At 73.6% G+C, this 12,368-nt stretch carries 9 protein-coding genes; 2 read left to right on the top strand and 7 right to left on the bottom strand.

Translation table 11 applies throughout. The features are described 5' to 3' along the window. The first annotated feature begins 34 nt into the window (after nt 1-34). Entirely contained in the window at nt 35-3,724 is a 3,690-nt protein-coding gene (locus UK12_RS18280) for a hybrid sensor histidine kinase/response regulator (RefSeq protein ID WP_045304094.1), read from the top strand. Between the two features lie 86 nt (nt 3,725-3,810). Here the strand turns inward: UK12_RS18280 and UK12_RS18275 are convergent, their stop codons facing one another. The 3 genes from UK12_RS18275 to UK12_RS18265 form a co-directional block, all read right to left on the bottom strand. After that, the gene (locus tag UK12_RS18275; RefSeq protein ID WP_045304093.1) at nt 3,811-5,487 is read right to left on the bottom strand and encodes a long-chain fatty acid--CoA ligase; all 1,677 of its coding nucleotides are present in this window, start codon (nt 5,485-5,487) and stop codon (nt 3,811-3,813) included. Between the two features lie 616 nt (nt 5,488-6,103). Next, nucleotides 6,104-6,514, bottom strand: coding sequence for an SSI family serine proteinase inhibitor (locus UK12_RS18270; RefSeq protein ID WP_045304092.1), 411 nt, complete (start codon nt 6,512-6,514; stop codon nt 6,104-6,106). A gap of 167 nt (nt 6,515-6,681) precedes the next feature. Next, nucleotides 6,682-7,620, bottom strand: coding sequence for a DUF1906 domain-containing protein (locus UK12_RS18265; RefSeq protein ID WP_082119725.1), 939 nt, complete (start codon nt 7,618-7,620; stop codon nt 6,682-6,684). A gap of 127 nt (nt 7,621-7,747) precedes the next feature. Between UK12_RS18265 and UK12_RS18260 the strand changes: the two genes are divergently transcribed. After that, nucleotides 7,748-8,686: an EamA family transporter gene (locus UK12_RS18260; protein ID WP_045304091.1), complete on the top strand. Its 939-nt coding sequence runs from the start codon at nt 7,748-7,750 to the stop codon at nt 8,684-8,686. A 175-nt stretch (nt 8,687-8,861) separates the two neighbouring features. Here UK12_RS18260 and UK12_RS18255 read toward each other — a convergent pair whose 3' ends face one another. The 4 genes from UK12_RS18255 to UK12_RS18240 all read right to left on the bottom strand — a co-directional run. Further along, on the bottom strand, nt 8,862-9,191 hold the full coding sequence (locus UK12_RS18255; protein ID WP_045304090.1) for a hypothetical protein: 330 nt from the start codon (nt 9,189-9,191) through the stop codon (nt 8,862-8,864). Nucleotides 9,192-9,583: 392 nt separating this feature from the next. Further along, nucleotides 9,584-10,948, bottom strand: coding sequence for an FAD-binding oxidoreductase (locus UK12_RS18250; protein WP_045304089.1), 1,365 nt, complete (start codon nt 10,946-10,948; stop codon nt 9,584-9,586). A gap of 146 nt (nt 10,949-11,094) precedes the next feature. Then, entirely contained in the window at nt 11,095-11,715 is a 621-nt protein-coding gene (locus UK12_RS18245) for an FMN reductase (protein ID WP_045304088.1), read from the bottom strand. Continuing rightward, a partial coding sequence (locus UK12_RS18240) for an LLM class flavin-dependent oxidoreductase (RefSeq protein WP_045304087.1) occupies nt 11,712-12,368 on the bottom strand: 657 nt, incomplete at its 5' end. The genes UK12_RS18245 and UK12_RS18240, both read right to left, overlap by 4 nt.

Below are 12,368 nucleotides of genomic sequence, written 5' to 3'. Positions count from 1 at the left end.
GTCCGTGACGAAAGCCGTAAGGAGACCTGTCGACGTGAGCAGCAGGCCGATCCGAGGCGCTGCTCGCCTCGCCGCGATACTCGACGCCCTGCCCGACGCACTGTTGCTGGTCAACAGCAACGGCACCGTCGTGGACGCCAACAAGGCAGCCGTGCAGGCCATGCAGGCCCCCGGCACCTCCCTGGTCGGGCGCGGGGTGCTCGACCTGCTGCCCGAGTTCGACCCCAGCCGGATCCCCGGCTCGATGCGGCCGAAGGCGAGCGAGCCCGAGGGCCTGGACCACCCGGTCCGGATGACGGCCCGCCGGACCGACGGCAGCACCTTCCCGGTCGAGGTCTCCGGCAACGACTTCAGCGACGACGGCGCGGGCGGCGGCGGCACGGGCAGCTCGTACGGGGTCGGCTTCGACCCGTACCGGGACTCCGGGTCCAGCAGCCGGGACCTGCTGCTGCTCCTGGTCCGCGACCTCTCCAGCCGGCTCGGTGTCGAGGCCGAGCTGCGGCGGCAGCACAAGCAGACCGAGATGATCCTGCGGGCCGCCGCCGAAGGCGTGCTCGGCGTGGACCTGGACGGCCGGGTCGTCCTGGTGAACCCGGCCGCCGCGCACATCCTCGACTACCGGGCCAGCGAGCTCGGCGGCCGCGAACTGCACCCGCTCATCCAGCACTCGCAGGTGGACGGCAGCCCGCTGGCGCTGGAGGGCTCGGCGCTGCTGGACACCCTGGTCTCCGGACGCAAGCACCGGGTACGCGGCGCCGTGCTCTGGCGCAAGGACGGCACCCCGGTGACGGTGGACCTCACCACCGCGCCGGTCCGGGACGGCGAGCAGCTGGTCGGCGCGGTGATGACCTTCACCGACCGGACCAGGGAACTCGCCCTGATCGCCCGCAACGAGCACCTCACGGCGGTCCTGGAGAGCGAGCTCGGCAGCGCGCTCGGCGCCCTCCACCGCCGGATCGACGCGCTGGCGGCCGACCCCGCCGGGCAGCTCTGGCCCGAGGCCAACTGGACGCTCCACCGGCTCGCGGACGAGTGCCGGCGCTTCGGCACCCTGATAGACGGGGTGCTGACGCACCAGAAGTTCGAGAACGAGGTCGAGGCCGGGAAGCGGACGCTGGAGCGGACCTCGGTCGGCCTGGACAAGGTCGTGCAGCGGGCCGTCGAACTGGCGGGCGACCTGGTCGGTCCCGGGCGGGTCCGCTACTCGGTGCACGCCGCCGCCGTCGAGGTCACCGCCGACCGGGAACGCTTCGCCCAGGCGCTGGCCCACCTGGTGGCCGACGTCAGCGGGATCGGCCACGCGGTGGGCGGGGTCACCACCACCGGCCCGGACGGCGAGGGCGCCGAGTCCGGTGCGGTCGGTGCCACGGGTGGTCAGGTCGGGCAGCTCGGCGTGCCCGCGCTGCCTCCGGTGGGCGGCGACTCGCCGATGGTGGTGCTGGCGGCCGCGCAGCGCGGCGAGGTGGCCCGGATCGAGGTCCGCGGCCCCGCACGCTCCAGCAGCCCCGTGCACCTGCCGATCGCGCGCAGCACCGTCGAGCGGCACGGCGGCATGCTGCAGCGGCACGAACTGCCCGGCCGGGCCGGGACGACGTACGTGGTCGAGCTGCCGCTGGACCCGGCGGCGGTTGCCCGGGCGGCTGCCAAGTCGGCGGCCGACGGGGGCCGGAGCGTCCCCAAGGAGACCGACACCGCGATGCTGCCCGATCTGCCGGACGTCCCGCCCGCGCCCGGCGCGGCGGGCGGCGGCGAGGGCAGCGCGCCGGGTGCGGCGGCCAGCAGCAGTGATGGCGAGGCGGCGGGTCCGGGCGCGGGCCGGGGTACCGGTTCCGGTGGCTCCGGCAGCGGTGATGGTCGCGGCAGCGGTGGCGGTTCCGGTGGCGGTGATGGTTCCGGGGGCGGTCGCGGCGAGGTAGGCCGGGGTGCTGCGGGTTCTGACACCGACGGTGCCGGTGACAGCCTCGGCGGCGGTGCCGCCGACGACCGGTCGGCTGGGGCCGACAGGTCACGTGGGCCGATCGCGCTGGGCTCCGGTGAGCCCGCCGCAGCCGAGACGCCGGTGCCGCCGACGGCTCCGGGGACTCCTGCGGTACCCGAGGCGGCGGCAGGGGCTGAGGCCGCGGCTGCCGGGACGGAAGAGCAGCCGGTCCGGACGGGTCGCCGTCGGCGCGGGGCACCTGCGGGCGAGGCGTCCTCGGGCGCGCTGTCCCTGCCCGGGGTACCCGAGCCCGGTACGCCGCTGTACCCCGGTCTTGAGCACGCCCTGCCCGCGACCCCGGTGGCGCCGCCCGTCCCGGCCACTCCGCCGCCGACCGGACGCCGCCGCAGACTGGCCATTCCCGCGCAGCCGGAGACCCCGGCGGCGGACCCGGCAGCCCCGGAATCCCCGGCGCCCGCAGACACGGCGCCGCAGCCGGGCCGGGCACTCGCGCTCGGCCCCGGCCCGACCGCCCCGCAGTCGGCTCAGGACACACCCGAGGCTCCGGGGGATCGCCCCGGTCTCCCCGTGCCGTTCGGGCAGCCGGACGCCGCGATGGGCGGGCAGTCGGCCCTTCCCGTGCCGTTCGGGCAGGCGGGCGGCCCGGAGGCGGGTACCGGGCGGCAGGATTCGCAGGGCTCCGAGCAGCAGACGCCGGAGCACCGGGCCACCGGCGGTCAGGCGCTGCCGGTGGGCAGCGGGCTGGGCGAGCTGGCGCCGCCGCGTCCGCTCGGCGGGTTCGCCTCGGCGTTCCCGCAGGCGTTCGCGCAGGTGCCCGCCGTACCCGGCCAGCCCCAGCCCCAGCCGCTGTCGCCGGTGCAGGCGCAGGGATCGGCGGACGGCGCGCGTCCCGCGCTGCCCGCACCGGTGAGCGCCCCCGACGCGCCCGCGCAGGTCGAGCCGCGTACGCCCCCGCGTCCGATGGCGGAGCTGGCCCGTTCCAGCGCCGAGGAGGCGGCCCCGGCACCCACCGCGATGCCCGACTACCCGACCATGGTGGCGCCCACCGTGGACGGCGGACCGCGTCGGCTGCTGGTCTGGCCCGAGCCCGACCCGTCCACCAAGGCGGCGCTCCAGGACCGCGGCTACCGTCCGGTGATCGTCCGCTCCCGGGAGGAGGTCGACGCCCAGGTCTCCGGCTACCCGGCGGCCCTGTTCGTCGACCCGCTGACCGGCCCGATCACCCGCACCGCGCTCCAGTCGCTGCGTACGGCCGCGCTGAACCAGCGGGTCCCGGTGCTGGTCACCGCCGGACTCGGCCAGGCCACCAGGGACGCCGCGTACGGGGCCGACCCGGCCGTACTGCTGCGCGCCCTGGCACCGCGTGACAGCGAGAACCACGCCGCCCGGGTGCTGCTGGTCGAGTCCGACCCGGACATCGCGGCGGCGCTGATCAGCAGCCTGGAACGGCGCGGCATGCACGTCGAGCACGCGGTCTCGGAGAGCGACGCCGTCTCCCGGGCCAGCAGCATGCAGCCCAACCTGGTGGTGATGGACCTGCTCCAGATCCGCCGCCGCCGGGTCGGCCTGCTGGACTGGCTGCGCGCCAACGACCGCCTGTACCGGACCCCGCTGGTCGTCTACACCTCCGTGGACCTCGACCCGCAGGAACTGCCCCGGCTGCGCACCGGGGAGACGGTCCTCTTCCTGGCCGAGCGCTCGACCACCGAGGACGTCCAGTCCCGCATCGTCGACCTGCTGGGACGGATCGGCGCGATGGGCGAGGTCAGCACGGCGGGGCGGTAGCGCCTGCGAGGGCGTGCGGGCCTGCCCCTGGGCGGGCCGGGGTCCGTCCTCTGCTCGCCCAGGCCCGCTCCCTGCCTGCGCCTCGCCTACTCCTTGCCTACTGCGTCCTTGCCGAGGACGGTCACGTTCAGCTGGTCGGCGGCGTAGTCGGCCCGGATGACCTTCTTGTCGAACTTGCCGACCGAGGTCTTGGGCACCGACTCCACCAGCGCCCAGCGCTCGGGGAGCTGCCAGGAGGCGACCCGCTGGGCCAGGAAGGTGCGGAGTTCGGACAGTCCGGCGGCGGCACCGGAGCGCAGCACGACGGTGGCGAGCGGGCGTTCGCCCCACTTCTCGTCCGGGACGGCGACCACGGCGGCCTCGGCCACCTCCGGGTGGGCCATCAGGTGGTTCTCGAGTTCGACCGATGAGATCCACTCCCCGCCGGACTTGATGACGTCCTTGGCCCGGTCGGTGAGGGTGAGGTAGCCGTCCGGGGTGATGGTGCCGACGTCGCCGGTGCGCAGCCAGCCGTCCTCGCTGAACTTGTCGTCGGGGCGCAGCGGGTCCTGCCCGGCGCCGCCGAAGTAGGCGCCCGCGATCCACGGCCCGCGGATCTCCAGCTCTCCCGCCGCGACGCCGTCGTGGGGCATCCGCTCGCCGCCGGGGCCGGTCAGGCGGGCCTCGACGGAGGCCGGGAAGATGCCCTGGGTGGTCCGGTACGGCCACTCCTGCTCGGCGGTCAGTCCGCCCGGCGGGCGGGAGAAGGTGCCGAGCGGAGAGGTCTCGGTCATGCCCCAGGCATGCACCACGTTGATGCCGTGGCGCTCCTCGAAGGACTTCATCAGGGAGGGCGGGCAGGCCGAGCCGCCGATCACCACCATGCGCAGCGAGGAGGTGTCGTAGTCGCCGGCGTCGAGCTCGTCCAGCAGACCGGTCCAGATGGTCGGGACGGCGGCGCTGACGGTCGGCCGGATCCGGGCGATCATCTCGGCGAGCGGCCTGGGCTGCAGGAAGCGGTCCGGCATCAGCAGGCTGGCGCCCGACATGAACGCCGCGTGCGGCACGCCCCAGGCGTTCACGTGGAACATCGGGACCACCGGCAGCGCGATGTCCCCCGGGGTCAGGGCGAAGGTGTCGGCGGAGTTCACCTGCAGGCAGTGCAGGTAGACCGAACGGTGGCTGTAGAGCACGCCCTTGGGCTCGCCGGTGGTGCCCGAGGTGTAGCAGAGGGCCGCCGCGTCCCGCTCGTCCAGGTCGGTCGGCCACGGGTACTCGGCCGGCCGGCCGGCGAGCAGCTCCTCGTACTCGTGGACGGTGCCGCCGAAACCGGCGAGCAGCGAGCGGTCGCCCTCGCCGCTCACCACGATGTGCCTGAGGGTCGGGGCGAGCTGCGGCAGCACGCCGGCCAGCAGCGGGAGCACGCTGCCGTTGACGATGATCGCGTGGTCGGCGGCGTGGTTGATGATGAACGCCAGCTGCTGGGCGGGCAGCCGCAGGTTCAGCGTGTGCAGCACCGCACCCATCGAGGGCACGGCCAGGTACGCCTCCACGTGCTCGGCGTTGTTCCACATCAGCGTTCCTATGCGCTGATCGCCCGAGACCCCGAGCTCGTCGCGCAGGGCGTACGCGAGCTGGGCGGCGCGGGCGCCGACCTCGGCGAACGTACGGACGACCGGGCCGGTGCCGTCCCAGGTGGTGACGGTGGACCGGCCGTGGATGGTGGATCCGTGTGTGAGGATTCGGGAGACGGTGAGTGGTACGTCCTGCATGGTGCTGAACACGCGGGTCCTCCTTGACCGGGCCTGGGTGCGAGCGCCCACCACTACTGGCGAGTAGAGAACGCCACCTCGGCCTGATTCTGACGCCACGGCGCCCCGCTGTCAGCCCACCCGCCACGGATGAGACATGTCGCTCACCTGCCCCGTCGCCGAGGCCCCGGACGGGCGGGCGGACGGACAGGGTGGGGTAGCCCGAACCCGGGGGTTCGGGGGGCTTCCGAGAACGGCGGGGCGATGCACCGTGGCGACGGTTCGGCAGCGGTCCGACCTTTGCCGGGGCCTGGGCGTTCCGTGCGGTCGCCTGCGGGGTCTTCTTCCTGCTGCTCATGCCGTGGCTCGGGCACAGCCCGACCGTCAGTCAGGCCCGGCTTGCTACCGCCCTGTTGGGCCTGCGGCGCGGCGGTGCGGCCGGATCGCCTGCTGGTCGCGGCCCTGGGCGGGGTGCTGTCGGTGGCGGTCGTGCAGCAGAGGTGAATGCCGCAAGAGCAGGCCGGGCGCCCCACCCCCCGAGGGTGGGGCGCCCGGTGCGTCGGCGGACCGGACGCGCCCGAGAGGTCCGGGTGCGCCGGAGCGCCGAGGTGCGGTGGGAGAGCCGGGGTGTGGCGGGGAGTCGGCCGGGTCAGAAGACCGGGCTGGTGGCGCGGTGCAGGTAGCAGACGTTGGGGAAGCTCTTCTGCCAGGTGACCTGCTGGCCGTTCCAGTCGCCGTAGGCGGTCGCGGTGACCGGGTCCTCGACGGCGGGGCAGATCAGGCGCGGCTTGCCCGCGAGGCGGTCGAACTCGCCCTTGGCGGCGCTCAGGGCCGCGCAGGCGGCGTCCGGGTGGGGGTGGGTGCCGCCGTCCGGGTTGCAGGTGAGGTTGTAGACCTCCTGGAGGGCGTCGTCCGCGTCGTGGACGACGAAGAGCTGCAGGAAGGTGTTCGAGTCGGCCGGGGCGGCGGGGGCGGGGGCCGGGGCGATGCTGAGGGTGGTGACGGCGACGACGGCGACAGCGGCGAAGGCGACGAGCCTGCGGAGCCCGGTGGTGGTCATGGCTTCACCCGACCACGGACGGATCGGCCCGACCAAGCCCCTCATCCGACGAACGAGTGATCCCCGCAGGGAAGTTAGCGCTAAGGAGTGACCGCCGTCCGGCCGTCCGACCCGTAACCGGGACACCGCGGGGGTGCCGCCGGGAGGCCACCGGGCGGGCGGCGTGCTCAGCGGCCGACCGCCACCAGGCCGTCCAGCTGATCGCGGTCCACGTTGAGGGTCACGCCGCCGTACGTCTCGTCGGCGCCGCCCCGGTACTGGTGGATGCGCTGGCGGCGCGCCCACAGGTCGTCCGGCAGCGCGCCCAGTCCGTCGGTGACGGCGCGGCCGTCCCAGCGCGCGTACCAGATGACGTCGGGCACCGGGGAGCTGCCCGCCCGGGCGGCGACGACGAGGTCGGCGACGCCGGAGTCCACGCTGGAGTAGAAGCCCGAGTGGTAGCCGGCGGCGTGCAGCGTCTGGGTCCAGCCGAGGGTGAAGTCGACCACGGCCTGGCTGCAGGTCTGGTCCCCCGGCGGGTAGGCCTCCATGTCCAGGTAGACCGGGCTGCCCTGGCCCAGGCCGAGCGCCTGGAGGTTGAGCACCGCCTCGGCGGCTTCCTCCCCGCCCTGCTGGACGGCGCGGGCCGGGTCGATCCGCTGGGGCTTGTTCCTGAGCTTCGCGCAGGGCGCCTGGAGGCCGACGTGGGTGGGCACCAGCTCCCAGCCCATCGCCCGGACCCGGCTCACCCAGTCCGCGGTGAGCCGGGGCTGGTCGCAGCCGCGCTGGCCTCCGCTGGTGTAGATGCCGACCGCGCCGTACGGGGACGCGGTGCGCCACGCCTGCATGGACTCCAGCGGCGGCGCGGTGCAGGCGTCGAAGCCGGCCCCGACGAAGTGCCGCTTCGGCAGTTCCTCCCGCCTGTGGGTGGACTCCGGGAGCACGGTCGGCGGCACGGACGGACGGCCCTTGGCCGGGCGGGTGACCGCGGCGACCGCCTGGGCGTCGACCACCCGTTCGCCCGGCAACGGCAGGTTGCGATCGGTGGCCAGGAGCAGGACGAGGGAGGCTGCCGAGAGGGCGGCCGGGCCGAGGTAGCGCACCGTCCTTTGATACTGACCGGTCATCGCACGATGGGTCCGCCGCGCCGGAGAGTCACCGGTGTTCACCCGGCAGTGACGACTGTCCGCATACCGAGAAACAGTGCGGTAATGAGTTTGGACCCTGTTCAGGTATTACGTCACACTCGACCCCATGTCCACAGCCAGTACCTGCGAGACCGCCGTCCCGGTCTCGCCCGGCCCCTCGCCCGTCCATCCCCTGCGGCGCCGGTTGGGCGTCCCCGCGCCTCTGCTCTGCGTCACGGCGATGTTCGCCGTCCAGCTCGGCATCGCACTCTCCCAGCCGCTCTTCGGGACGCTCGGGGTCGCCGGGGCGACCTTCCTGCGGCTGGCCGCCGCCGCCGTGATCCTGCTCGCCCTCACCCGGCCGCGGCTGCGCGGCCGGAGCCGACGCGACCTGGCCTCGGCCGGGCTGCTCGGCGTCGTCTCCGCCGGGATGACCCTGTGCTTCGCCGGCGCCGTCGACCGGCTGCCGATGGGGACGGCCGCGACCATCGAGTTCCTCGGCCCGCTGGCCGTCGCCCTGGCCTTCGCCCGGCGGGCCAGCCACCTGGTCTGGGCGCTGCTCGCCGGGGGCGGGGTCGCGCTGCTCACCCTGTTCGGCTCGGAGGGCGGTGGCGACGGCGCCGGCCTGGACCCGGTCGGACTCGGCTTCGCCTTCGCCGCCGCGGCCTGCTACGCCGGGTACATCCTGCTGACCGACAAGGTCGGCGCGGCCTTCAAGGGCTTCGAGGGGCTGGCGGTGTCGATCGGGGTCGGCGCCCTGGTGACGCTGCCGCTGGGCATCGGTCCGGCCTGGCACGGACTCTCCGGGGCCGACGACCCCTGGCCGCTGCTGCTCGCGGTGACCGGGGTGGCGCTGCTGCTGCCGGTGATTCCGTACGCCCTGGAGATGACGGCGCTGCGGAGGCTGCCGCAGCGGGTGTTCAGCGTGCTGGTGAGCCTGGAGCCGGCGGTCAGCGCGCTGGTCGGGCTGGCGGTGCTGCAGCAGGTGCTGGGCGCGGTGCAGCTGGCCGGGATCGCCTGCGTGGTGGCCGCCAGCGTCGGGGCGACCCTGGCGGGGCGGCGGTAGGACGGCCCGGGCGGTGCCCCTGGGGCCGCCCGCCTGCCGAAGGAGGAGAACGCGTCCGTGGGCGACGCCGGGAAACCGGCGCCGCCCACGGCTGTTTCGCTCACCTCACTCGCGAGTGCGGGCGCACTCGCCGCCCTTTCCTACGGATCCCGGTCGGCGCCCCCGCCGACCGGGATCAGCGGAAGACGGGAGCGAAGACAAAGTCGATGTTCTTGTTGGACTGGTCGGCCAAGACGAGGCCGGCGTTGTCCTTCACCTGGAGGTTGTTGTTCTGGTTCGAGGCGCCGGCGCCGGTCGCGGTCTGCTGGGTGGTGTTGTAGTTGCCGTGCACGCTGCCGAAGATGTTGCCGGTGCCGGTGTTGGACACCACGCTGCTGTTCGAACCGTCCCCGGCCAGAGCGCCGTTGTCGGCGGCTGCGGCCCCCGCTCCGGCGAGCAGCAGGCCCGCGGCGAGCGGGCCGGCGACCAGAAGGCCGGCGAGACGTGTGGTACGCGAGCGGGCCATGGAATCCTCCATAGGGCTGACAGCCACGCGGGCTGCAAGTCGGTTGTTGCATGCAGGAGTTCGTGGCCAGACGGACTCCTGCCGGCTGCGACGCCGCTGAACAGGCTTCCGCAGCGAATCGACCCGGCACCAGCACAGGACTGGTTTTTCGCCCGTTAGCGTGACATTTCGAGTGCGGCGCATAGTCCGTCGAAAGGTCGTGCTACTGCCGACACACCGCCGCCCACCTGCGAGTTCAATCGAACGGCGGCGGCTCGGCGGACCGCCCTGACCTGCGCATTCCGATGAAGTACGCACGCCGTTGCACCACCGGGGGCGCAGAAAATCCTGAATACGCCCCCGACTGTGCGAACCGGCCATATCCGAATATCCGACATCTATTTGAATGACCGTCAGAGAGTCTTACCCGGATTCATGATGCCCAAAGGGTCGAAGACCGACTTGATCTGTCGCTGCAACTCCAGCCCGACCGGGCCGAGTTCGCGCGCCAGCCAGTCCCGCTTCAGCAGACCGACCCCGTGTTCCCCGGTGATGGTGCCGCCGAGCTCCAGGCCGAGCGCCATGATCTCGTCGAAGGACTCCAGGGCCCGCGCCGACTCCGCCTCGTCGGCGGCGTCGAAGACCACCACGGGGTGGGTGTTGCCGTCCCCGGCATGGCAGACCATGCCGATGGTGAGCCGGTGCCGGTCGGCGATCCCGGCGACCCCGCGCAGCATTTCGGCCATCCGAGAGCGCGGCACCGCGACGTCATCGATCATCGTGGTGCCCAACCGGTCCAGCGCGGGGAGCGCCAGCCGACGGGCCTGGAGCAGCAGGTCGGACTCGGCCCGGTCCTCCGCCGGCACCACCTCGCCCGCCCCGGCCGCCCGGCACAGCTCTGCCACGGCGGACAGCTCCTCGGCCTTGCCCGGACCGTCGAAGGCGACCAGCAGCAGGGCCTTGGTGGCGTCCGGGAGCCCCATCTGCGCCATCTCGTTGACGGCACGGACGGTGGTGGCGTCCATCAGCTCCAGCAGCGAGGGGACGAACCCCGCCGCCATCACCTCGCACACCGCCGCACAGGCCGCGTCCGTGCTCGGGAACTCCGCCGCCAGCGCCAACTGTGCCGCGGGCGCCGGGCGGAGGGCCACCACGGCCTGCACCACCACGCCGAGGGTGCCCTCCGAGCCGACCAGCAGCCGGGTCAGGTCGTAGCCCGCGACGCCCTTGGCGGTACGGCGGCCGGTGCTCAGCAGCCGCCCGTCGGGCAGGACGACGTCCAGGCCGAGGACGTACTCGCTGGTCACGCCGTACTTCACGCAGCACAGGCCGCCCGCGCCGGTGCCGATGTTCCCGCCGATGGTGCAGGACTCCCAGGAGGACGGGTCCGGCGGGTAGGCCAGGCCGTGCTCGGCCGCCGCGCGGGACAACCGGGCGTTCACCACGCCGGGTTGGACCACGGCGAGCCGGTTGACCGGGTCCAGCTCCAGGATCCGGTCCATCTTGACGAGGGAGAGCAGGATGCAGCCGTCCACCGCGTTGGCGCCGCCGGAGAGACCGGTCCTGGCCCCCTGCGGCACCACCGGGACCCGGAGTTCGGTAGCCGTGCGCAGGACGTGCTGCACCTGCTCGACGGTCTCCGGCAGGACCAGGACGGCCGGTTCGCCGGCCGCGCAGAATCCCGCCATGTCGTGGCGGTACGCGGACGTCACGTCCGGGTCCACCACCACGGCCGCCTCGGGCAGCCCCTCCAACAGCCTTCCCGCCAGATCCGCCACGACAGCCTCCGCTCCTCGTGCTCGCCGGCCGGACGCGTGCCCGGCGCCCGGCCCGGGGCGAACTCTGCCGCGCCCAGGAGGCCGGAGCAAGGTCGCCGGGCCGGGAAACCGGGCGGACGGACGAGCGGGCCAGCGGCCCTCGGGGGTCAGGTCGGGTCGATGCCGAGGTCGGCCAGTTGCTGGGCGAAGGGGACGACGGTGTCCGGGGAGAACTCCGGTGCGGGCGGCGCCGATCGGGGCCGGGAGCGGATGGCCGCGGCCAGCTCCCGGCCGGCCCGGGCGATCCGGGGGGACAGTTCCTCGTGGCCGTCGCCCCAGTCCTCGGAGGCCGCGTACACGCCGGTGGTCAGCACGGTGGCGCGCAGGTAGGCGAAGAGCGGGCGCAGCGCGTGGTCGAGCACCATCGAGTGCCGGGCGGTGCCGCCGGTGGCGGCGATCAGCACGGGTTTGCCGGTCAGCGCGGTGTTGTCGATGACGTCGAAGAAGGACTTGAACAGGCCGCTGTAGGAGGCGGTGAAGACCGGGGTCACCGCGATCAGGCCGTCCGACTGGACCACGTCCGCGAGCACCTTGGCCAGGGCCGCGGACGGGAATCCGGTCACCAGGTTGTTGGCGATGTCGACGGCCAGCTCGCGCAGTTCCACCGAGCAGACCTGGACCGCCTCGCCGAGCTCGCGGGTGGTCGCCTCGGCGAGGCGGTCGGCGAGCAGCCGGGTGGAGGACGGCTGGCTGAGGCCGGCCGAGACCACGACCAGGGTGCGGGTCACCGCTGTGCCTCCGCGCTCTGCGCCCGGGCGACCCGCTCGGCGTGGGTCGGTCCGGCCGGGATCTCGGCCGGGCGTCCGTTCGCGAACTCCTTGCGCAGCACCGGCAGTACGTACTCGCCGAGCAGGTCGAGCTGTTCGAGGGCGGTCTTCAGCGGCATGCCGCCGTTGTCCACCAGGAAGAGCTGGCGCTGGTAGTGGCCGAAGTGCTCGCGGAAGGCGAGGGTCTTCTCGATCATCTCCTCCGGGCTGCCGACCGTGAGCGGGGTCTGCGCCTGGTAGTCCTCCAGCGACGGGCCGCCGCCGTAGATCGGGGAGCTGTCGAAGTACGGCCGGAACTCGCGGATCGCGTCCTGGGAGTTGCGGCGGATGAAGAACTGGCCGCCGAGGCCGACGTACGCCTGCTCGGCGGTGCCGTGGCCGTAGTGGGCGTACCGGGTGCGGTAGAGCTCCACCAGGCGGACGAAGTGCTCCTTGGGGAAGAAGATGTGGTTGGCGAAGAAGCCGTCGCCGTAGAAGGCGGCCTGCTCGGCGATCTCCGGGCTGCGCACCGAGCCGTGCCAGACGAACGGCGGGACGTCGTCCAGCGGGCGCGGGGTGGAGGTGAAGCCCTGCAGCGGGGTGCGGAAGCGGCCCTTCCAGTCGACCGTCTCCTG

Source organism: Saccharothrix sp. ST-888, assembly GCF_000955975.1.
GTDB lineage: Bacteria > Actinomycetota > Actinomycetes > Streptomycetales > Streptomycetaceae > Kitasatospora.
The sequence above is the reverse complement of the archived record's forward strand: the minus strand, read 5'-3'. Positions and strand labels throughout refer to the sequence as shown.

Bases quoted from the DNA above. Each gene is read 5' to 3' on its own strand.
- UK12_RS18270 (WP_045304092.1), bottom strand. From the start codon at position 6,514: ATGACCACCACCGGGCTCCGCAGGCTCGTCGCCTTCGCCGCTGTCGCC.
- UK12_RS18265 (WP_082119725.1), bottom strand. From the start codon at position 7,620: ATGACCGGTCAGTATCAAAGGACGGTGCGCTACCTCGGCCCGGCCGCC.
- UK12_RS18260 (WP_045304091.1), top strand. From the start codon at position 7,748: ATGTCCACAGCCAGTACCTGCGAGACCGCCGTCCCGGTCTCGCCCGGC.
- UK12_RS18255 (WP_045304090.1), bottom strand. From the start codon at position 9,191: ATGGCCCGCTCGCGTACCACACGTCTCGCCGGCCTTCTGGTCGCCGGC.